Source organism: Faecalibacterium sp., from assembly GCF_052358865.1.
GTDB classification, from domain to species: Bacteria; Bacillota; Clostridia; order Oscillospirales; family Ruminococcaceae; genus Faecalibacterium; species Faecalibacterium butyricigenerans.
Genome location: NZ_DAWCVJ010000010.1, coordinates 1 through 21865 on the forward strand (window position 1 = coordinate 1; position 21865 = coordinate 21865).

The window sequence follows — 21865 nt, forward strand, 5'->3', positions numbered from 1 at the left end:
TCGCGGTTTCGGATGCGAAAAGCGAGCTTTCCCCATGGGACAGCCGTTTGCAAGTATCCAGCCGGGGCTATATGCTGGGGTACAACGATTTGAAAGATCCTTCTGTCAGCGGCTTTTTCCGGTTTCTCGCCAAGGTCGGGGACAACGGGATGAAAATGCAGATCGTGAAGATCGGATTTGGAGGCAAGAAATGAAAATTCTGGTATATGGTGCAGGCGTTCTGGGGTGCAATCTGGCAAGAAATCTGCTGCGCGCCGGAAAGGATGTCACCCTGCTTGCGCGAGGAAACTGGGCAGCGGAGATCAGGCGGAACGGCCTGCGGATCAAGGATAAGTTTTCGCTTTGCACTTCGGTCAGCCGCATTCCGGTGGTGACGGAGCTTGCGCCGGATGCAAAGTACGATGTGATCTTTGTGGTCCTGCGTTATACACAGCTGGATTCCGCTCTGGACACGCTGCGGGCGAATCGGACGAAAAACATCGTAGTTGTGGGCAACAACGTACAGACAAAAGCATTGGCGGCGGCACTGCCGGAAAAGAACGTCCTGTTTGCCTTTGCGCTTTCTGCCGGGCATCGGGAGGCTGACCGGGTGGTCTCCATCGACCTGAAGAAGATCACCATCGGACAGCTGCCGGGTGCAATCTCCAATAAACAGCTGATCGGGCGCATCTTCCACGGCACAAAATATAAGGTCGTTTACGAGCCGAACATGGAGGACTATCTGCTCTGCCATGCCGCGTTTGTGATGCCTGCGGCCTTCGCCTGCTATAAGACAGACGGCGACCTGAAAAAGCTCAGGGGAGATACCGCGTACCTGAACCGTGTGCTGGATGCCAACATCGAGGGATACCGCGCCATCAGAAATGCCGGGCACGCCATTCTGCCCAAGGAGGATGCGGACTTTGAAGGGGAAAAGTACCGCAAGACATGCCTGCGCTTTTTCAAGCTGATGTGTGCCACTTCGCTGGGCAAGCTCTGCGCCTCCGACCATGCTATGAACGCCATCGACGAAATGAGCGCGCTGAACCGGGACCTCAAGAAATTTTTCGATGAACATGGCGCAGCCTACCCGGTATGGCATGCACTGGAAACGGAAGCCGGGAGGTATCTGCAATGAAGTATGCCGGAATGCCTTTCGGCATGTGGACGCTGTTTGCGCCGTCCTTCCGAAACCAGCTGACAGCGGTGTTCGGCTACGGTACGAATACGGCAAAAGCCATCACGAAAAAAGCAAAGCCGAAATACAGGGAGATCATCTCCGAGCTGCCCGAATTTGAAAAAGGCGACCGGTTCAAGATGAACCTCGTCAACTGCGCGATGATCGGTGCGTTTATTCTCTCCATGCCGGAGCGTCCGGATGTGGAGCGGCTGACGGAGTATTATGCAAAATCCATGATGACAAAGCCGATGAAATGGTTTTGCCGCAAGAGCGGAAAAAACAAGTTTACCCCCAAAGATATTTCCGGCATGAAGGCGACCGCCACCTTGAAAGCCGCCGACCGTAACCCATATTCGTGGAACATGGAGTTTTACGAATATCCCGACGGCAGCGGCTACGAGGGACGCTTCACCAAATGCGGCATCTGTGTGCTGATGAAAAAGCTGGGGCTATATGACCTCACTCCCGCGCTGTGCCGTCTGGACTACACCATGAGCGAGTCGGGCGGCGCGACTGATTTTGTGCGGCAGTACACTCTCGCCTCCGGCGGACCCTACTGCGACTGCGGGTACAAAAAGAAAGGGTAACGGACGATGAAGAGGAAGGAAACCTATCTTTCCCGTGATTTCCGGGAGACTGCGGCACTGCGCTTTCCCGCGCAGGCAAAGGAACTGAACACCGCTTTCGATATGCGCCTGAGTGCGCTGCTGGCTGAAAATGCGGGTGCAAGCAAGGAAAAGCAATACCACCTCAAGCGGCAGATATTGCCGGGCATTGCGGCCTACGAGACCTTGCAGCGGGTCATGCCGAAAGAGGAGGCACTGCAAACCGTTCACGGCTATGTGGAGCACTTGGCGAGAACGAGCCACAAACAGCTTGCCGCCCTGCTGCACATACCGGGGCTTTACCGCCTTGTTCCCGGCGTTTTCGTCAAATCCACCCGGAGCGTTTTCGGCCCGGCGGCGGGCTTTGCCCCAAAAGAACTGCAGACCGGTAACGGCGTCTGGCGTGTGGATATGATGAAGTGTCCCTATCACGACACCTGCACAGAATACGGCTGCCCAGAGCTGTGTCGCAGCTTTTGCGACAGCGATGACATCAGCTATACCGGGCTGCATCCGAAGCTGATCTGGGAGAGAACCATGACGCTGGGGCGTGGAAATGACCGCTGCGATTTTTGCATGAAGGTCAGATAATAGCGGGGAGGCAGATTGGTATGGAAATCAAACGATTCGGCAATATAGAGGGAAAGACCATGATGCTGCTGCACGGAAATCTTATGTGCTGGCAGCAGTTTGAGGATTTGATCCCGCTGCTGGAAAGGAAATTCTGCGTGTATGCCGTCAGCTTCGATGGCTTTGACGGAACAGGCAAAACAACCTACACGATCGCCCAGAATCGGGCGGACAAGTTGGCCGGTTATATTGAGAAAGAACTTGACGGACAGTTGGATCTGCTTTTTGCAGAGTCGCTGGGCTGCGGACCGGCTGTTTTTCTGAAGGCTTCCCCAGCCGTTCAGATCGATCGGATGATACTCAGCGGGCCGGAGTATCTGGATTTCGGAGTGCTGAATCGACTGATTTTGAAGGTCATGCCGCAAATGCAATATCGAACGGCACACGAAAAGTACATGCCTGCATGGGCGCTGCGCTTTATGGGGCAGACGGAGCAGGGAATGCAGACTATGCTCCGCCGTATCCCGGATCATATCAGCTTTGAATCCGTCCGAGCCACTTGGGAGGCAGGACTTTATCTCTATCGAACGGACTTTTTGGTACAGCCCGATGCAAAGGTCGCCTGTTGGTACGGAGAAAAAGAAGGACACATGAAAAAGGCCATCCAGCGGCTGCGGACGGCATATCCGAGCCTGATCGTCCGCTGTTTCCCCGGTTTCGGCCATGGCGAGATCATCAATCATCCGGCACTGCTTGTGTCGGAGATGGAGCACTTTCTGACGGATGGCGGGACAGAGAGATGTGCTGAAGGATCAGGAAAGTGAAATACAATGAAAGTTACAACATTAGACGAGAAATCCATCCGTGATATCGGCCATGCCTTCGGCTATTATGACTATGAAGAGGAAACAGGAATGTCCGCTGCCTTTTCCGGGAAAGAAGCCACGGCAAACTATATCTGCGCTTATGTGCGCGGGGTGCTGCGGGGCGGCTTTCTGCACACCACCAGCGAGCGGGGCGAGGGATATATCGCCTACAAGCTGCCAAAGGAGAAGATGGGACTCAAGACGATGTGGCCCATCGCCTGCGGAATGCTGCACAACTCCACCCTGAAGCGCCTTTTGCAATTTGGTATTGCCATCAAGCGGGGCTTCCCTGCAAGACCGCATGGACAAGGAAAAGAAACCCTACATTTTCGTTGGACTTGTCTGTGTGCGGGAACAGTATCAGGGGCAGGGCTATATGCGAAAGGTGCTGGACCTTGCCTTTGCTGAGGGCGACCGGCTGGGCGTGCCGGTGATCCTGGAAACGGATGCAAAAAGCAAGTGCGACAAATATGTCCATCTGGGCATGGAACTTGCCGGAGTGCGGGACATCGGCGAATTTGGAAAGCTGTATGACCTGATCAAAAAACCGGACGCGGAAAAGCAGCAGTCTGTCAGTACGGAGGCATCAACATCAAAATGAAAATCACGGTTCTTGTAACGCTCATGGTATTTCTGGCATACTTTCTTGTTTTATACGGCGGGGTGGGTTTCATTCAGGACAAGCGTTTTTTCTCATCCGCACCAAAGGAAAATCTGGACGCAATCCCCGATACAAAGGAACGATTTCCCGGCGCACATAGTATCGGCTGGGTGATTGAGATCATTGCCATCCTGCTTTTTCTCGCTGCGGCGGCACTAAGCGTATGGGACGGCGTCAGAAACGGCTTCGGCTTCCTGGACTTCTTTGTGCGGTTTCTCGCCGTGCTCTACGCCATGGAGATCTACGACATCATTTTCTTTGACTGGGTGCTGCTGTGTCACTCCAATTTCTTTCCGCATTTCTATCCGGAGCTGAAGGGCGTGGTCGGTCCGCATATGTTCGGCTATAACAAGCGAACACATATCCGGCACTTTGTGATCTACATCCCCGCCTCCGCTGTGGCAGCGTGGCTTTGCGCACTGCTTTGAGGACGTGTGACAGGAGCAATAAATTTTTGGAGGCAGAGATTTTCTATGCGTGTGATAAAAAAAGTCCTGCATGAAAAAAGAAAAACAACAGAAGCCCATATCCAGTAGCTTCAGCAGGCGGGGAAACAGGGTGTCCGATATACAGCGATGATGCCAGATGCCCGATTCGCACGCAGACTGAGAGGAGAAAAACAATGATCGTACTGCAACTGCTGCTTTATTGTCTGCTGTTTACCGCAATGGTAAAAATCGCTGTGATCGGCGGTGCTGTCAATGGACTGTACTTTTATCCCAAGGAGGTGCAGGATCGCACCATCGAACTGGGACTGATCGACCGCAATACGATGAACCGGAAACGAAAATGCTTTATGATACCGTTCTTTATCGTGATGCTTGCTGCTCTTGTGCTGATCATCGGCTTATGGAACGGGGCTTCCTCCTTTGGTGAGGCCTATTGGCAGGCGCTGCTGTTTCTTGAGGTCATGAATATCTATGACGGCGTTGTAATCGACAAGCTATGGGTCGGGCACAGCCAGTTTTGGGTGCTGCCAGGGCTTGAAGATGCGCCGTTCGTGCAGACCTGGAGGCAGGTGCTGAAAAAGCGAAGCATACTGGCGCTGATCTGGGTTGCGGGAGCGGCAATTGTCGGCGGTATTGTCCATTTGATTTTCTAAGAAGTTGGAAATTGCCCAAATGAAAAGCAGAGTCATGAACTGCAATCGGAGACAAAAAAGATGAAGACGGAGAAACCGAAAAAGCTGATTCGCTGGTGCATTCTTGGCGCAGTCGGATGCGGATTTATGGCTGCCGGGGACTGGCTGCTGGGCTGCATTCCGCTTCGGGAAACGGACACTGGTCTTTTCAACAGAGCCTATTATCTGTCCGGCTCCTACGGGCTGTGGAAGCCTGTGCTTACCGTTGGGCTGGGAGCGGTCGGCGGCTTTCTCTATTACTTTGTGATAAAAGCATTCAACGCGGACATCGATGAAAAATGCAGAAAAATCAAATATGTCCAGTTTCTGTGTGGGATATTCACCGTTGCGATCGCTCTGACTATCCATACATGGGTGGCCACCATGGCATGGTTTGCCACCTATCTGGGGCCGCGGATCGGAGCAGAGATCCGCACGGTTCCGGGCGGTCATGTGAGCTTCATTGTTCAGGCGGAACGGTATCTTGATTTGATGGAAACATTTTTGCAGAGAAATGGAATTTGACAGTTCACGTCTGCGAATCAGTAAGAAAAATCGAATCTTCAGGAAAAGAGAATGGCTATGTATAAATCATTTTTTGATTTTCCCCCGGAGCAAACTGCTTCCACGGCGATGCCCCGCACCGTCGTGTTCTCCAACGGAACGGGGAGCGGGAGTATGACCATCTGTCCACTGTTTTCGGGGGCAGAACTGTACTACAACGATATGCATCTTGTTTCCTTTGACGAGACTCCCGCACCAGCGCGGAATGTGATCGAGATCAACCACTGCCGCGTGGGGCGTTACGAGTGCAGTTTTGGGGCAAATAGCTGCTGCTATCTGGCGGCAGGGGACTTTGCCGTCTGTGCAGCAGCGCGCAAAAAGTCGTCCTCCTGCTTTCCGCTGCGGCACTACCACGGCATCACCATCCTACTGGATCTGGATGCGATTTCGCCGGAAATGCGGAAACAAATGGAATGGTACGGCGTAGACCTTGATGTCATACGGCGGTACATCTGCACGGAAAACCGCTGCTGTATCCTGCGGTCAGAACCGACCATTGCCCATATTTTTTCAGAGCTTTACACAGCGCATTCTGTGCCGGACACCGGCTATCTTCGGCTGAAAGTGCTGGAGTTGCTGCATATTCTGACCCGGCTGAAAAACAGGGAAGATGTGCAGCAGACAGAGTATTTCAATCAGCATCAGGTGGAGTGTGTGAAGCAGGCTGCGGCTCTTCTCACGCAGGAACTGACAGTTCGCCGTACAATCGAACAGCTTGCACAGGAGGTCGGCCTTTCGCCTACGGCATTAAAAAGCTGTTTCAAAGGCATTTACGGAAGCTCGGTCTATGCGTATCAGAAAGAGTACCGGCTGCAGCTGGCACAGAAACTACTACTCGAAACCGATTGCACGGTTGCTGAAATCGCCCATCGGGTCGGGTACGAAAATCCGAATAAGTTTTCTTCTGCATTTCGGGAAGCAGCCGGCATGACGCCTACGGAGTATCGGAAGATGCGTCCGATTGGATAGATTCTGTCGATTTGGTTCTTGCGCAGAAAGTCCGGTTCCAGTAAAATCAGTATCGCGATTAGTTGAAACTAACGCCGATATTCTGATTTTGTGGAGGAAATTGATAATGCGTTTGATGAAAAGAATTCTGAGTGCAGCTGCTGTGCTAGCTCTGTCTGCTTCTCTTCTGGTTGGCTGCAGCAGCGGCACGGCGAGCTCTGTTCCCGTTTCTGCAAGTTCTGCCGCAGAAAGCACTGTTTCTTCCGTAGAAGAGACCGCCTCTTCTGCTGTGGATGAAAACGAAGCTGCCGCTGCACAGTTGCTGAACGACCTAACGGGCAGCTATCAGGAACTGTGGCCGGTGATTCTGGCGGACGAATATAAGCAGACATGGCTGGATGATTGTACCGCCCTTGTGGGAGAGGAAAATGCGGAAGCTGCCTTTGAAAAGCTCTCTTCAATGGTTACGAGCGATGTCTACGGCGAGGATGCCGTCGAGGCCTATGCCAACGGCGGCGGAGCCTATTTCTGCGGCTTTACCAATAGCCTTGCGACCTTGACCTTCGATGGTGAAACTTCTACCATTTCCGGCACCGATAAGGACGGCAATGTGCTGTTCTCCCATACCTATCACTACATTGGCATGGAGCCTGTGCATGGACTGTATGAGTTTGAAAGTGATGATGCCGATTCCGGCGAGTTCACCTACTTTTTCCTCGCGCCAGACACCAGTGCGGAAACCTACCACATTGAGTTTCGCTATGGTTCGGATGCAGAAGCTCTGAGCCAGTACGATGCAGGCGAATATGCTTACTGGGTGGCATCTGGCATTTCTACGGATTGCGACCAGACTATGATCGACAACTGCATTGAGCTGTTCTGTACTGAAAATCTAGCAGGTTAATACGCAGAATGTGCTGTGGAGCAAAAACGCCACGGCACATTTTTGCATAAAAATTATTTGAAGGAGGTCTTTCCGTGAAAAAACAGTCCGATCTTTCCCGGCTGATGGGCTACGCCGGGAACTACCGATATTTCACCTACGCTTCGTGGGTGCTGTCTGCGGTCAGTGCGCTGGTGGCGCTGGTGCCTTTTGTGTACATCTGGAAGATCCTGCGAGATGTGTTGAACGCCGCGCCGGACTATGCGCAGGCGGTGAACATCCCCCATTACGGCTGGATGGCAGTGCTGTTTGCGGTGCTGGCTTACCTCATTTACATTGCGGCACTGATGTGCTCCCATCTGTCGGCGTTCCGAGTGGCGACCAATCTGCGGCTGGAGGTTTCCGAACACCTTGCCACACTGCCGCTGGGCTTTACGGAGACTTTCGGCAGCGGCAAGCTGCGTAAGATCATCCACGAGAGCACCGGAGCCGCCGAGACCTATCTGGCCCACCAGTTGCCCGACCAGTACAACGCCATCGCCACCCCGGTGGGGCTGCTGGTGCTGCTGCTGGCGTTCGACTGGCGGCTGGGTCTGCTGAGCCTTGCGCCGGTGGTGCTGGCTTTTCTCATTATGACGACCATGACTGGCAAGCGGATGGCTGAAAAAATGCGGCAGTACGGCAACGCCTTGGAGGCTATGTCCAACGAGGCAGTGGAATACGTCCGGGGTATCCCGGTGGTCAAGACCTTCGGGCAGTCGGTATTTTCCTTCAAAAAGTTCAAGACCACCATTGATGAGTATGAAAAGTGGGTTATCTCCTACACCAAAGACCTGCGCCTACCCATGATGTTCTACACCGCCGCCGTCAACGGCGTGTTCGCCTTTTTGATCGCGGGCGGGCTGCTGTTCACGACCCACGGCGTCACCCCGGAGTTTCTGCTGAACCTGCTGTTCTATATCATCATCACGCCGGTGATCTCCCTGACCCTGACCCGTATAATGTACATGAGTGAGAACAAGATGGTGGTGGCGGATGCGCTGGCACGCATCGACTCGGTGCTGGAGACGGCGCCCATGCAGGTGCAGGCTGTTCCGCAGTACCCGAAGGATTCCTCTGTCACGTTGCAGGATGTGCATTTCAGCTATGACGGAAAAACCGAGGTCATCAAGGGTGTTTCGCTGGAGATTCAGCCGGGGCAGACCGTGGCTTTTGTAGGCCCCTCCGGCGGCGGCAAATCCACGCTGGCAAACATTGTCTGCCGGTTCTTTGATGTGCAGAGCGGCAGCGTCCGGGTGGGCGGAGCGGATGTGCGGGATATCCCAAAGGAAGAGTTGATGGACACCATCTCCTTTGTGTTCCAGAATAGCCGCCTGCTCAAGGGCAGCATTCTGGACAACGTCCGTCTGGGTAGGCCGCAGGCCACCGAAGCCGAGGTGCTGGCAGCACTGAAAGCTGCACAGTGCATGGATATCGTGGAGAAGTTCCCGGCGGGCATCCATACGGTCATCGGCACCAAGGGCGTGTATCTTTCCGGCGGCGAGCAGCAGCGCATCGCTATTGCCCGTGCCATGCTGAAAAATGCCCCCATCCTGATCCTGGACGAGGCCACCGCCTTTGCTGACCCGGATAACGAAGCTAAGGTGCAGGCAGCCTTTGCACAGCTTGCCAAGGGCAAAACGGTGCTGATGATCGCACACCGCCTGTCCACCGTCGCCAACGCCGACTGCATCTATGTGGTGCAGGATGGGCAGATTGTGGAATCCGGCACAAAGGACGCACTGTGCGCGCAGAACGGCCTGTTTGCCCGGATGTGGCAGGAGTATCAGGCTTCGGTGCAGTGGAAGGTCGCAAAGGAGGGGTAAGGAATGATCGAAAAAATTCAACACGCCACAGCCAGCTCCCCGGAGGGCGCAAAGGGGCTTGTAAAGGGCGTTCTGGCCTGTGCGTTCCAGAACATGGCGTTCATGCTGCCCACCGGGCTGCTGTATCTTCTGGTAAAAGACCTGCTGGCAGGTTCTACGAGCGAGAGAAGTACCTTTTATCTGCTGGGATGCGTTGCTTGCTTTGCACTGATTTTACTGACCACATGGTTCCAGTACAACGGCACCTATTTTACCACTTATAAAGAGAGCGGCACCCGCCGCCTGACCCTTGCGGAGCGGCTGCGGAAGCTGCCTCTGTCCTTTTTCGGCAAGCGAGACCTTGCCGACCTGACCAGCACCATCATGGCAGATTGCGAGGTACTGGAAAAGGACTGCTCCCACTTCATCCCCGGTCTGTTCGGCTCCCTCATCTCCACGGTACTCATTGCCCTGAGCCTATTTGCCTTTGAGTGGCGGATGGCACTGGCGGCTCTGTGGGTCATTCCGGTATCCGCTGCCATCGTGGTGGGCAGCTATCGGGTGCAGGACAAGGTGCAGGCTAGGACCATGGCTGCGAAAATGGCCTGTGCGGACGGCATTCAGGAGTACATCGAGACCCTCCGAGACCTGAAAGCCAGCAATGCGGAGCAGCGGTATCTGTCTGGCCTTTCCGGCAAAATTCGGGCAGTGGAAAAGCAGTCTATTGTGGCAGAACTGGAAACAGCGCTGTTTGTGTCCTCCGCCGGCATGGTGCTCAAGCTGGGTATTGCCTCGGTGGCGCTCACCGGTTCGGTGCTGCTGGTGCAGGGCAGCATCGACGTACTGACCCTGTTTCTGTTCCTGATGGCGGCATCCCGGATGTACGACCCCATGCAGGGGGCTTTGCAGAATCTGGCGGCGGTCATCGCCATGCGTACCAATGTGGGGCGGATGAATGAGATTCTGGACGCTCCCCTGCAGACCGGCAGCGAGCAGCTGACCAATCAGGGCTGCGATATCGTGTTCGACCATGTGGGCTTTGCCTATAACTCCGGTGAAGCGGTGCTGCGGGATGTCTCCTTTGCCGCAAAGCAGGGGGAGGTTACGGCGCTGGTGGGCCCCTCCGGCGGCGGCAAGACCACTGTTTCCCGGCTGGCAGCACGGTTCTGGGATTACCAGAAGGGCAGTATCACCGTGGGCGGCATGGATGTCTCCCGAATCGACCCGGAAAAACTCATGAGCCTGTATTCCATCGTCTTTCAGGATGTGACCCTGTTTGACAACACAATCCTCGAAAACATCCGTCTGGGGCGCAAAGGTGCCACCGACGAGGAGGTCCTTACGGCGGCAAAGCTGGCAAACTGCGAGGAATTTGCCGAGAAGCTGCCGGACAAGTGGAACACCAATATCGGCGAGAATGGCTGCGCTCTTTCCGGCGGTGAGCGTCAGCGCATTTCCATCGCCCGCGCCTTCCTGAAAGATGCGCCCATCATCCTGCTGGATGAGGCCACCGCCAGCTTGGATGTGGAAAATGAAACTGCCATTCAGGAGGCTCTATCCCGGCTCATCAAAAACAAGACCGTTCTCATCATCGCTCACCGGATGCGTACCGTAGCCGGTGCGGATCAGGTGGTGGTGCTGTCGGGTGGCATCGTGGCCGAGCAGGGCAGCCCGGCAGAGCTGTACGCCCGGAAGGGACTGTACACCCACATGGTGGATCTGCAGTCGGCAAGCCAAAACTGGACGATCTGAGAATGAGGGCGGCTTTTATTTGGAAAAAGTATTGCATTCGGTTAAAAAACGGATAATCGCCCGCAGTTCCAGCAGATGATCAAGGACAGTGAGCGTGGCATCTTTGACATCATCATTGTCTGGAAGCTCGACCGCTTTGCCCGAAACCGCTACGACAGTGCCCGGTACAAGACTCAGCTGAAGCGAAACGGCGTGAAACTGGTATCGGCAACGGAAGTCATTTCGGCTGGCCCGGAGGGCATTATTCTGGAATCGGTGCTGGAAGGCTACGCCGAATACTACTCGGCTGACCTGTCTGAAAAGGTCGTGCGCGGCATGACCGAGAACGCTCTCAAGGGCATTTATAATGGCGGCACGATTCCGTTCGGCTACATGATCGATGAGACCCGGCATTACCAGCCCGACCCGTTGTTGGCTCCGTATGTGGAGCAGATGTTCCAGAAGTATGTGGACGGTGCGACCATGACTGACCTGCGGGATTGGTTAAAGGCACACAACATCAAAAATTCGATGGGCGGGGAGATGTCCTACAATACGATTCAGCGGATGCTGAGTAATCGCCGGTACATCGGCGAATTGCGTTTGCGGGATGTGGTACAGCCCAATGCAATCCCGGCATTGGTATCGGAAGAGCTGTTCAACAAGGTGCAGGAAAAGCTGGCGAAAAACAAAAAAGCCCCTGCCCGTCATAAGGCAGAGGAAAGCTATCTGCTCACCACCAAGCTGTACTGCGGCAAGTGCGGTGCACTGATGTTCGGAGAAAGCGGTGTCAGCCACACCGGGAAAATGTATACCTACTACAAGTGTGCCGCTGCCAAGAAGAAAAAGACCTGCGATAAAAAGGCCGTGCGGAAACAGTGGCTGGAAGATCTGGTGGTCAACGAAACCATGAAGCTGGTGGAAGATGACGCTTCCATGAATGCCATCATTGCCAAAGTCATGGAATTGCAAAATCAGGAAAGCACGGATTTGCCCATCTATGAAAAGCAGTTGAAGGAAACGGAAGTCGGCATCACCAATATGCTGAACGCTATCCAGATGGGCATTCTGACTAGCTCCACCAAGGAGCGGCTGGAAGCTCTGGAAGAGCAGAGGAAGGAACTGCAAGCCCGCATTGCAGAGGAACGGCTGGCCAAGCCGAAGATGAAAGAAGAGTTCGTCCGGTTCTGGCTGCTCCGTTTCCGTAAGCTGGATATGACCCAGCCGGAGCAGCGGCAGGCACTGGTGGATACTTTCATCAATGCCATCTATCTCTATGATGATAAGGTGCTTATTACCTTTAACTATAAGGAAGGTACAGAAACGGTCGCTTTCGGGGAAGCTGTGAAAGCGGAGAAAAGTTCGGATATGAGTGCGCGAGGTGCACCAGATATTGAACGTCAAGTCGTAAGATTTGGCGTTCTTTCTTTATATAAGAAAGCAGCTGCACACTTTCTGCACACCGTTTGCACATTTGCCCGAATCAGGGGCTTTTCTGCGCAAGGTTTGCACAGCCTGCTTTCCTTTGCATAAAAAGAAGAAATTTTAGGCGAACAAGGCTCTCGTCAATTCTCTGCGTTCGTCTGCGTCCATCAGCCGGATGGCTTCAAGGATCTCCTTACCAGAGATTTTTGTTGCCACCGGCTTTTCATTTTGCCGGGGCTGGGGTGCTGCCGGGGCCAGGTCTTGGGAATAAAAATTTGCTTCGATCTTCTCGGTCAGCTCCAACCGGGGCTTGTCCTGTGTGTGGGCGTAGGTGTCCATTCGGAAAGCTTTTGCTTCACACCGTGCACATACTGCCCGCAGGGGGTCTTGGCAAGGGTGGCATAGAACTTCTCAATGTCGTAGGTGCGCAGCTCCTGCACTTTCCGCTTCCCGATATACGGCACGATAAGGTTTTGCACCATCGCCACGGACTGGGTGTAGGTCTTAGGGGACCACTTGTGCTTTGTGGACTGGATCGGGATCCATTTGTACAACATCTTCTCCACCGTCATGGTGTCGGGGACGAGGAATGTGCCGTCCAGCAGTTCTTTCTCGACCGTGATCTTTCGCTCCTGCGCCTCCTTCCTGGTCTTGAAACTTTCCCATCCCTCGCAGGGCTTGCCGGAATGGTCTTTGTACTTGTAACGGACGGAGTAGGAATCTCCGCGCTTCAGAATAGATGCCATAGATTACCTCCCTCAGACCGCCGCAAACCAGTTGTCGAAACTCTGCTTGTTCACCCGGATGCTGGTGCCGATGCGCAGCACCCGGAAATCCTTCGTGGTGTTGCACAGGTTGTACGCCGCACGGGGAGAGATCGCCAAAAGTTGGGCAATCTCCTCCACCCGGTAAACAAGAGGTTCGTGCTTGGCTGCTTTGGTCTGGTCAGAAGATCCAATGGCAGGGGTTTTGGACGCTTTCATTGTAACCGGGTTCGAGTCCATTTGCAAGGATTTATTCGTATAATCTTTATATTTCACACCTTCGGTCATGTCGGGCCGATTCATATTCATAGGCAGACCTCCAATTCCTTGTAACCGAACGCCTGTAACCGGGCAGGAAAACTTTTTTTTCTGTACGCAGGACATTCGGTGGACTTTATACTTTTTCTTATCTTTTTAAGGTTACATGGTTACAGAAAGCGGAAAACGCAGCAATCATGAGGTTTTTGCGCTGTAACTGCAGCGTAACCAAACCTGTAACTGACCGTGTAACCGCTGTCCATCAGAAGGGAAAGCCCAGCTGCTTGGCTTCCGCATCCGTTATTTCGGAGAAATCTTCAGCCCCGGTTTCGGGGCTGGTTACGCGTTCCCAGCCTTTCTGAACGCCGTACTTCGGGTAACGCTTGGCGGTCTTGTGAGCCTGCCAGCCTTGGATGTCGCCGCGCGAAATGCCTGTGTTCATGATCTCGCAGATAGCGCGGGTCTCCCACTCTGCCGGGATGTTGGTGTTGCCCAGTGTCTCCGCATAGAGCTGCTTGGAACACACCCGGTCACCTGCGTAGTCCTCCAGAAAGGCGTAGATCATGCCCGCCTGTGCATCCTCCTGCATGAAGTCCTTGCAGCGTTTCCTGCATGGCAGGGCTGAACGCCAGCTTATAGTCCCCGCTGTTGTAGATAGTCATGGCTTCTGCCCGAAGCTGGTCGATATAAGCACGGGATTCAGCTTCATTGTCCAGAATGTGAACTTCGGCCAGTTCCGCATCCACAGGGACGGGAATAAAGCGGCGGTTGCCCGTGCGGTCACGGGGCAAAAAATCCTGCCGGTTGGTCGTGCCAGCAAAGACGCACTGGCGCAGACGGTCGGCAGGATGGGTCTCGTAGGGGACTTTATAGGTCTCCTTCTGCTTGCTGAGAAAGCTCTTGATCTCCTCGATGCTCTTGGCGTTGGCGGTGGCGATCATCTCCGACATTTCGATGATCCAGTGACCTTGCAGCTTGCGGTACACGTTGTCATCGTCCAGCCGCCGCAGGTCATCCGAGAACCACTCATCCTTGACCGCCAGCAGTCGGAAGAAGGTGGACTTCCCCGCACCTTGCCCGCCCACCAGACAGAGCATGGTTTCAAATTTACATAGACATCCCTCCGTTTCATCAGTTTGGCGGGGGAGAACGCAGCAGCGAAGCTGCTGGATCTGCCGTCATTTTGCGCCAGATAATACCCAGTAGGATATGACGCACAGCATCATATCACTGGGCAAGGCGTTCCCCCTTGACTCCCTTCAAAGGGCTGCGGTCTCGCCTGTCGGCTCGGTCGGTGCTTCAAAATGCCTGCGGCCTTTTGAGGTCGCCACTGGCGACCCGCACCTCTGCACTCTTGCTCCGGGCAAGCTGTCCAGAAAAACAGCTCGTCCGGCTTTTTCAGTGGGCCATTTTGACCCACTGATTCTGTTACGGTCAGAATCAGGTTGTCATCTTGGCAACCTGATTTTCAACAGGCCTTGAGGCGTTACGGAAAAACGATGTGCTCATTTTGACCACTTGGTTTTCCGTAACAGGTCGATAAATTTCCGTTCCCTCATTCGTGAGGAACTGGGTTTCATTTGGCAGATGCGTTACGCTTAACCAAGTGCTCATTTTGAGCACTTGCAGCATCTGTAACACGTTTTCGATAGTCTTTTTGCCGACAGGCATTGCTGCAATAGCGGGCATCTGCACGTTTGGGTGTGAATTTTTCACCGCAGCACTGGCAGACCAAATCCTGACGGCGCATTTGGCGATACTCTCGCTGCCGCCGATTATTGGCCTGATTGCCGCACCAGTAGCTATGACAGTATTTCTTGGTGTAGATGGTGGTGTAGAACACCCGACCGCAGCCGCCGCAGATGAGTTTGCGGATAGCGTATCCTCCGGTGGTAAAACCCGTTTCCTCATACGATTCTTTCAAATAATCCTGATTGTTCTGCTCCCATTCTTCGTTTGTCATATACATGGAGATGACCCTCCTTTCACTGGCGTTACAGAAAAACAATGTGGTCAATTTGACCACATTGTTTTCTGGTAACTGAGGAATCAACGTTTAGCCGTTCTCCCTGCATGGATTTCCTGCCCCCTTCCGGCGGCGTTTTCCGGCTCTCCCTTGCGGGGTCATCGCCGGGTATCCCATGCAGACGGTCATGCGGTTTTCAAGGTTCGTTGCTGATTTGGTAATAAAAAATCGCCACACAACAACCTGAACCTGACCATCCCTTCCGGGATGACCTTGGTTCGGGTTTGCTATGTAGCGATAAGAAAGTCAAAAACTTGCTCCGGCTCCTTCGGGAGCCGAGCTGGAACTCTAAGTAAATATGTTATATTATAGCAGTTTGCGGATACTACTGCGGTGGGAAAATAGAATCAGGCAAAAGGATAAAGTGTCGGCAGGAAAAATACGGACACGACAATGAGGATGAGCGCCAGCGGGGTACCACACTTGAGATAATCCTTCAAGGTGTATCCACCCGGCTCGATGATCATGATCTGGCAGGGAGCTGCCATGGGGGTCATGATGGACACACAGCTGGCTGTGATCACGCCGACCACGGCAGCACGGGGGTCTACGCCCATGCGGATACAGGCGGAAGTGACCAGTGGGATGAAGATGGTCAGGGTAGCCAGATTGGACATGACCTGTGTCAGAATGAAGGGAACAAGGAAGAACACCAGCATAATGATGTACGGATTGGTAGTATCGCCCAGCAGGCGGATCATCCAGTCTGCCACCACATCGCCTGCACCGGTGGTCTGGATGGCGTCCGACAGAGCCAGCACACCGGCAAACAGGAAAATGGTCGGCTGGTGGATGGAGTTGAGGGCTTCCTTCTCGGTCAGCACACCCGTCAGCACCAGAGCGGCAGCGCCGATGCAGGAAGTGAGATACATCTTGACACCAATGACATTTTCCAGCAGCATCATTGCAATGGAGACCAGAACGATCAGGACAGCCAGTTTGCGCTTGAAGGGGCTGAGTTTTTCGCTCTCAGAAGCCGTATGTGCTGCATCTGAAAACTGCTCGTTGGGAATATCCGGCATCAGCTTATAGCCAACAAAGGTCATGTACAGGATGGCAATGGTCAGCATCGGGATGCGCGCAATGGTGAAATCCCAGATGTGCAGCGGTGTCGGTGCGCCGGCCTGCATCATGACATCGTTCCATGCCATGTTGGAAGCACCCTGACCGAGAAAGGTCATCTGGGTGGCAATGTTGGCACAGGCCATAGAAGGATACAGCAGCTTGCTGCGGCTCACGCCGATGTCGTTCGCAATGCCTACCAGCAGCGGGATCATGATAGCGGCAGTTGCGGTGGCACTGGTGATGGCGCCCAGAAACGCACCTGCCACGCAGGAAAGAAAGATCAGCATCCGCATATTGTCCTTGTAGCGGATGACCAGACTCTGGGCTTTGTCAATCAGGGGCGTTTTGGTCAGCCCTGCACCGATGACGAACATGGCTACGAACATGACCACATTCGTGTTGATGAAGCCGCCAAAGGCCTCGGCAGGGGTCTTGATGCCGGTGAGGATCAGCGCCAGAATGATGCCGGTAGAAATGACCGAGAACGGGACTTTACCGGATACAAAGGCGATGATCGTTACAAGCAGGATGACCAGTGTGATCTCCAATGGGCTCATTTGGGTTGTCCTCCTGTGGATTACTTCCACCTTGCAGATGCAAAGCAGTGGCACTTGAATGTTTATATTTGATAATGTATCCAATAAACAAGAAAAGAATACACCGAAAGACCACGCTTGTCAAGGGATTTGTTATACTTTTGTCGAAAAATACAATTTTCCAAAGGAGCTTTATATAAGGTGTGTAGAACAAAAAGAACGGCCAAGATCTTCTTTGTCTGCATTTCCTTCCAGGAACAAATAACGCCCCGGAACCCTTTGCGCGGAAAAGGGTTCCGGGGCAAATTGCGGAGAACAAATACGTGGCAAATTAAGCTGAGCAAGAAACTTAGGGTAAGAAAAACGATTTAGGAGAATCGTATGAAAGGAAATAATGAGTGAAGTCTGTCCCCCGCTGAGAGGATATCCGGATTACTTAATAAAGCCAACGTGCTTGCAGATCTCTTCGATGGCCTTTTCCTTGCGCTCATTGAAGATGACCTTGTTCTCTTCGAACAGGTTGCGGCCCTCAGCGTCGATGGAAACGATCAGGGGGCCAAACTCGTTAACGTGGCAGTGCCACAGAGTTTCCGGCATACCGAGGTCACGCCACTGGGCCTCGACGATCTCCTCCACCTCGGTGGCAGCCACAACGGCGTTACCGGCAGGGAAGACACAGTGGATGGCACCGAACTCCTTGCAGGCGCGCTCGGTGTTGGGGCCCATGCCGCCCTTGCCCACGATGACGCGGACACCGGACTTCTGCACGAACTCATACTCGAACTTCTCCATGCGCATGGAGGTGGTGGGGCCCACAGACACCATCTCGAACTTGTCGTTCTCCAGCGGGCGGATGATGGGGCCGGCGTGGAAGATGGCTGCGTCCTTGACGTCCACAGGCAGCGGGCGGCCCTCTTCCACGAGGCGGCGGTGCGCCACGTCACGGCAGGTGGTCAGGTCGCCGTTCAGGTAAACGACATCACCGATATGGATGTCCTTCAGGTCCTCTGCGGAAACCGGAGTAGTAAGGATCTTCTTTCCGTCTTTAATGGTCAGCATTACAAAGTCACCCCCGAATGAGTATCAATGGTGTAGTTCAGGTCTTTATCAAAAATGATGTGGCCGCGGCGATGGCTCCAGCAGCCCACGTTGACGGCAACGCCAATGGCAGAAGGATGGCGGGCAGTGTTCTCAATGTGCACGCCCATGACGGAGTACTTGCCGCCCATGCCCTGAGGGCCAAGGCCGATGGAGTTGATGCCGTCCTCCAGCAGCTTCTCCATATAGGCTGCGCGCTCGTTCTCGTTGTGGCTGCCCAGAGGACGCATCAGAGCCTTCTTGGACAGCAGAGCGGCGGTCTCAACAGAGGTGGCAACGCCCACGCCCACCAGCAGCGGAGGGCAGGCATTGATGCCGTAGCTGGTCATGACATCCATGACGAACTTAGTCACACCTTCGTAACCTGCACCGGGCATCAGAACCATGGCCTTGCCCGGCAGGGTGCAGCCGCCGCCTGCCATATAAGCGTAGATCTCACACTTGTCGCTGTTCGGGATGATATCCCACCACACGGTGGGAGTGCCTTTGCCGACGTTGCGGCCGGTGTTGAACTCATCGAAGGTTTCAACGCTGTTGTGGCGCAGGGGTGCTTCGAAGGTGGACTTGACCACAGCCTCCTTCAGCAGACCCTCCACCTCGCCGATGAGGGGGAAGTTCACACCGCACTTTACCCAGAACTGCAGCACACCGGTATCCTGGCAGCTGGGACGGTTCAGCTCCTTGGCCAGCTTCTGGTTCCGCTTCATGGTCTCATAAATGACCTTGGACAGCGGTGCGTCCTCCTGTGCGCCCAGCTCATCGAGCTTGGCAATGATGTCGTCCGGCAGCACCTTGGCGATATGGCTCACAAAGTTGGCCATATAGGTCGTCATCTGCTGCACCTGTTCCTGTTTGTTCATTCCATTTCCTCCTTGAATGATTTGGCTTTGGTACATTTGTGTGTTTGCTTCACTTATTCAACGCTCTGCCCGTATTACTGCGGGAAGAACGGAAATGCGATGGGAAGGATCACCATGCTGACAACCGTTGCGATGAGGATGAGGGGCAGGCCAGCCTTGGCATAATCCTTGAAGGTGTAACCGCCGGCAGAAACCACCATTGTGTTGGCGGGCATACCGATGGGCGTTGCGTAAGCGCAGGAGCCGCCGATGACACAAGCCATCAGGACTGCGCGGGGGTCGGCACCCATGCCCTGTGCGATGCTCAGGCAGATGGGGACCATCAGAGCGGTGGTTGCGGTGTTGGACATGAAGTTGGTCATGACGCAGCAGAGCAGGAAGACCACCAGAGTCAGGACGTAGGGAGAGGGATTCTCGCCCAGAGCACCAATGACGATGTTTGCGATCTCTGCGCCTGCCCCGGTCTTATCCAGTGCAGAGGCCAGAGACAGTGTGCCGCCGAAGAGGAAGATGGTCTTGAGGTCGATGGACTTCAGGGCGTCTTTCTCGGAGATGACACCGGTGAGGATCAGAGCCAGCGCACCGATACAGCCGGTGATGCAGAGTTTGATGCCGATCTGCTTTTCAAAAATCATGCCCAACAGGGTGAGCACGAGGATAACGAGGGAGAGCACCTGTTTCCACTTGGGAACATTGCTGAAGTCCTGCTCGCCGCTGAAGGAGTCATCATCGGAGACGGGGTGGTTGGGCAGCAGCTTCATGCCAAGGGTGGCGTAGAAGAGGATGCCGGCGGCGAGGATGGGCAGGCCCACGATGGCGTACTCGAAGAAGCCGAAGGACATCCCGATCTCACCCAGAGCGCTCTGGGCGATGAGGTTGCCCGGTGCGCCGATGAGGGAAAGGTTGCCGCCCATGGCCGCTGCAAATACCAGCGGCATCAACAGCTTGGAGCGGGCATAGCCGGACTTTGCCGCAATGCCGATGACCACGGGGATCAGGACGGCGGCGGTGCCGGTGTTGGAGAGCACACCGCTCATCAGGCCAACGATGACCATGATAGCCACGATGAGGCTGCGTTCGGATCTGGCAAAGTGGGTAACAATGCCGCCGATCTTGTTGGCCATACCTGTTTCAAACAGGGCACCGCCGACGATGAACATGGCGACAAAGAGGATGACGTTGCTGTCGATGAAGCCTGCAAAAGCAGTCTTGATGTCCAGAACGCCGGTGACGACCAGACCGATACAGACGATCATGGACGTTACGCCGAGGGGGATCTTCTCAAACACGAACATGACGACCGCGAAGAGAAGAAAGAGTAGGGTGATGGTTGCTGCTGACATACTGGGGGTCCTCCTTTGATGAAATATAATGTATCCATTTTATCAGAGCAAAACAGCCCTGACTTTCGGAACGCCCCAGCTGCACCTCATTGTGCAGAGTCTTTGCCACCGTGCTGTGCCCTCACAGCCCTTCTTTGTTCTGGAAGGATCTGCCCGGAACCTTAGAATTCCGAGAGTCTCGGCAGCGTCTTTTTAAATTTTTATATCTAATCTGTGATAATGTATCCACTTGACGACACGAGAATACACCCGAAACAGAGATTTGTCAATCCCTTTTTTCGAGTTTTGTCGCATTGCACGGATTGTGTACCAATTTTTGTGCACGCCAGACAAACAGTAGGATACAAGAAGACCCCACGCTACCGCTTTCTGCAAAAAAACGTGCGATCTCCAAAGCAGATGGAGATCGCACGTTTTTTCCTTCTTTTATTCCAGCCGCTTTTTGAAATATCCCTCGGCACAGTAAATGGCACCGCAGGGATTATGCGCCAGAACGCGATCCTTGGCAACCAGCGTTGTGACCATGGCGTCCGAATACTTATAAAACATCGAGTCGTGTCCCACACAAAGTCCGACCTCAATGTTGAAATCGGTGTGCTGTTCGTTCAGAAGCTTTGCCTGTGCGATGGGGTTGCACATGGCCTCAAATTCGCCGGGGTGGATCTTGACCTCTTCTGGGATGCCCACTTCTTCCTTGGAGATGCCACCGGTCTTGCAGATGACCGACACCACCTCAAACCCCTGCGCACGGAGCAGGTCGGCCACGATGCGGGCTTCTTTCCGCAGACCTTTGCAGAATGCAAGACCCAGCTTGTGGTAGCCCATCCGCTTGCAGAACTCCACCGTCTCCTTCAGGCGGGGCCATTGACAGTAGCCCAGCCCCTCAATGGCCGAACAGTTGACGTAGAAATCGTGATTCTCAGGCAGATCATAGCCGGCGCGGGCGGCCTCCATCACCGAAGCATTCCGCATAGGGCAGTTTCTGGGCATCTTTTCCGGCGCGTTGTTGGCGCAGGCCAGAACCGTACAGTTCGCACAGGTATACATTGTCTTGTCCTCCTTGATCTTATAAATAATAGGTCAGCGCATCGTCCATGCTGCGCAGGATGTGCTTTTCCATTTCAGCCCGTGCGGCCAGCGCATCCCGTGCTTCCAGCGCTGCATAGATCTTTTTATGCTCGCTCTGGGAGTTGAGGGCATAGTCCAAAGAGCAAAACAGCCCTGACTTTCGGAACGCCCCAGCTGCACCTCGTTGTGCAGAGTCTTTGCCGCCGTGCTGTGCCCTCACAGCCCTTTTTCGTTCTGGAAGGATCTGCCCGGAACCTTAGAATTCCGGGAATCTCGGCAGCGTCTTTTTAAAATTTTTATATCTAATCCGTGATAATGTATCCACTTGACGACGCGAGAATACACCCGAAACAGAGATTTGTCAATCCCTTTTTTCGAGTTTTGTCGCATTGCACGGATTGTGTACCAATTTTTGTGCACGCCAGACAAACAGTAGGATACAAGAAGACCCCACGCTACCGCTTTCTGCAA

General features: G+C 54.0%; 23 protein-coding genes and 3 pseudogenes. 15 read left to right on the forward strand and 11 right to left on the reverse strand.

From position 1 onward, the window contains the following. From ACT8X9_RS03075 to ACT8X9_RS03145, 15 genes and pseudogenes are all read left to right on the forward strand, one after another. Positions 1 to 194 (forward strand): annotated as a pseudogene (locus ACT8X9_RS03075) (class I SAM-dependent methyltransferase); the annotation flags it as partial. After that, positions 191 to 1117, forward strand: a complete 927-nt coding sequence (locus ACT8X9_RS03080) for a ketopantoate reductase family protein (RefSeq protein WP_444268089.1) — start codon at positions 191 to 193, stop codon at positions 1115 to 1117. The pseudogene ACT8X9_RS03075 and the gene ACT8X9_RS03080, both read left to right, overlap by 4 nt. After that, entirely contained in the window at positions 1114 to 1746 is a 633-nt protein-coding gene (locus ACT8X9_RS03085) for an L-2-amino-thiazoline-4-carboxylic acid hydrolase (protein ID WP_444268090.1), read from the forward strand. Before ACT8X9_RS03080 ends, ACT8X9_RS03085 begins: the two co-directional genes overlap by 4 nt. A 6-nt stretch (positions 1747 to 1752) precedes the next feature. Continuing rightward, a complete protein-coding gene (locus ACT8X9_RS03090) occupies positions 1753 to 2355 on the forward strand; it encodes an L-2-amino-thiazoline-4-carboxylic acid hydrolase (protein ID WP_444268091.1) in 603 nt (200 codons plus the stop codon). A gap of 20 nt (positions 2356 to 2375) precedes the next feature. Further along, complete coding sequence (locus ACT8X9_RS03095) at positions 2376 to 3158, forward strand: alpha/beta fold hydrolase (RefSeq protein WP_444268092.1); 783 nt, start codon at positions 2376 to 2378, stop codon at positions 3156 to 3158. Between the two features lie 6 nt (positions 3159 to 3164). Beyond that, positions 3165 to 3608, forward strand: a complete 444-nt coding sequence (locus ACT8X9_RS03100) for a hypothetical protein (protein ID WP_444268093.1) — start codon at positions 3165 to 3167, stop codon at positions 3606 to 3608. Next, on the forward strand, positions 3577 to 3801 hold the full coding sequence (locus tag ACT8X9_RS03105) for a hypothetical protein (protein WP_444268094.1): 225 nt from the start codon (positions 3577 to 3579) through the stop codon (positions 3799 to 3801). The genes ACT8X9_RS03100 and ACT8X9_RS03105 overlap by 32 nt, the downstream gene beginning before the upstream one ends. After that, positions 3798 to 4289 carry a hypothetical protein gene (locus ACT8X9_RS03110; protein WP_156067042.1) on the forward strand — a complete coding sequence of 164 codons (492 nt, stop codon included), beginning with the start codon at positions 3798 to 3800 and terminating at the stop codon, positions 4287 to 4289. Before ACT8X9_RS03105 ends, ACT8X9_RS03110 begins: the two co-directional genes overlap by 4 nt. A 194-nt stretch (positions 4290 to 4483) precedes the next feature. Beyond that, positions 4484 to 4963: a hypothetical protein gene (locus ACT8X9_RS03115; RefSeq protein ID WP_444268095.1), complete on the forward strand. Its 480-nt coding sequence runs from the start codon at positions 4484 to 4486 to the stop codon at positions 4961 to 4963. A 60-nt stretch (positions 4964 to 5023) separates the two neighbouring features. Continuing rightward, positions 5024 to 5506, forward strand: coding sequence for a DUF6796 family protein (locus ACT8X9_RS03120; RefSeq protein ID WP_444268096.1), 483 nt, complete (start codon positions 5024 to 5026; stop codon positions 5504 to 5506). Positions 5507 to 5557: 51 nt separating this feature from the next. Continuing rightward, complete coding sequence (locus ACT8X9_RS03125; RefSeq protein WP_444268097.1) at positions 5558 to 6514, forward strand: helix-turn-helix domain-containing protein; 957 nt, start codon at positions 5558 to 5560, stop codon at positions 6512 to 6514. 106 nt (positions 6515 to 6620) lie between these two features. Beyond that, on the forward strand, positions 6621 to 7397 hold the full coding sequence (locus tag ACT8X9_RS03130) for a hypothetical protein (RefSeq protein ID WP_444268098.1): 777 nt from the start codon (positions 6621 to 6623) through the stop codon (positions 7395 to 7397). Positions 7398 to 7471: 74 nt separating this feature from the next. After that, entirely contained in the window at positions 7472 to 9241 is a 1770-nt protein-coding gene (locus tag ACT8X9_RS03135; protein ID WP_444268099.1) for an ABC transporter ATP-binding protein, read from the forward strand. Between the two features lie 3 nt (positions 9242 to 9244). Next, a complete protein-coding gene (locus ACT8X9_RS03140; protein WP_444268100.1) occupies positions 9245 to 10972 on the forward strand; it encodes an ABC transporter ATP-binding protein in 1728 nt (575 codons plus the stop codon). 45 nt (positions 10973 to 11017) lie between these two features. Continuing rightward, positions 11018 to 12484 (forward strand): annotated as a pseudogene (locus tag ACT8X9_RS03145) (recombinase family protein); the annotation flags it as partial. Positions 12485 to 12496: 12 nt separating this feature from the next. On the opposite strand, the gene ACT8X9_RS03150 reads toward ACT8X9_RS03145, so the two are convergent. The 11 genes and pseudogenes from ACT8X9_RS03150 to ACT8X9_RS03200 form a co-directional block, all read right to left on the reverse strand. Next, positions 12497 to 12679, reverse strand: coding sequence for a hypothetical protein (locus tag ACT8X9_RS03150; protein WP_444268101.1), 183 nt, complete (start codon positions 12677 to 12679; stop codon positions 12497 to 12499). Further along, the gene (locus tag ACT8X9_RS03155; RefSeq protein WP_444268102.1) at positions 12670 to 13122 is read right to left on the reverse strand and encodes a hypothetical protein; all 453 of its coding nucleotides are present in this window, start codon (positions 13120 to 13122) and stop codon (positions 12670 to 12672) included. The genes ACT8X9_RS03150 and ACT8X9_RS03155 overlap by 10 nt, the downstream gene beginning before the upstream one ends. Positions 13123 to 13134: 12 nt before the next feature. Continuing rightward, a complete protein-coding gene (locus ACT8X9_RS03160; protein WP_371290891.1) occupies positions 13135 to 13449 on the reverse strand; it encodes a helix-turn-helix domain-containing protein in 315 nt (104 codons plus the stop codon). Between the two features lie 211 nt (positions 13450 to 13660). Next, positions 13661 to 14510 (reverse strand): annotated as a pseudogene (locus ACT8X9_RS03165) (VapE domain-containing protein); the annotation flags it as partial. A gap of 464 nt (positions 14511 to 14974) precedes the next feature. Next, positions 14975 to 15367: a hypothetical protein gene (locus ACT8X9_RS03170; RefSeq protein WP_444268103.1), complete on the reverse strand. Its 393-nt coding sequence runs from the start codon at positions 15365 to 15367 to the stop codon at positions 14975 to 14977. A 404-nt stretch (positions 15368 to 15771) separates the two neighbouring features. Beyond that, positions 15772 to 17046, reverse strand: coding sequence for an SLC13 family permease (locus ACT8X9_RS03175; RefSeq protein WP_207686026.1), 1275 nt, complete (start codon positions 17044 to 17046; stop codon positions 15772 to 15774). Positions 17047 to 17457: 411 nt separating this feature from the next. Continuing rightward, a complete protein-coding gene (gene ttdB / locus ACT8X9_RS03180) occupies positions 17458 to 18084 on the reverse strand; it encodes a L(+)-tartrate dehydratase subunit beta (RefSeq protein WP_097793052.1) in 627 nt (208 codons plus the stop codon). Beyond that, entirely contained in the window at positions 18084 to 18983 is a 900-nt protein-coding gene (gene ttdA / locus ACT8X9_RS03185; protein ID WP_444268104.1) for a L(+)-tartrate dehydratase subunit alpha, read from the reverse strand. Before ttdA ends, ttdB begins: the two co-directional genes overlap by 1 nt. 74 nt (positions 18984 to 19057) lie before the next feature. Continuing rightward, positions 19058 to 20326 (reverse strand): SLC13 family permease, encoded by a 1269-nt coding sequence (locus ACT8X9_RS03190; RefSeq protein ID WP_444268105.1) that lies wholly within the window; start codon positions 20324 to 20326, stop codon positions 19058 to 19060. A 426-nt stretch (positions 20327 to 20752) separates the two neighbouring features. Continuing rightward, positions 20753 to 21373: a DUF1847 domain-containing protein gene (locus ACT8X9_RS03195; protein WP_444268106.1), complete on the reverse strand. Its 621-nt coding sequence runs from the start codon at positions 21371 to 21373 to the stop codon at positions 20753 to 20755. Positions 21374 to 21392: 19 nt separating this feature from the next. Continuing rightward, positions 21393 to 21533: an FCD domain-containing protein gene (locus tag ACT8X9_RS03200; protein WP_444268107.1), complete on the reverse strand. Its 141-nt coding sequence runs from the start codon at positions 21531 to 21533 to the stop codon at positions 21393 to 21395. Positions 21534 to 21865 lie beyond the last annotated feature (332 nt).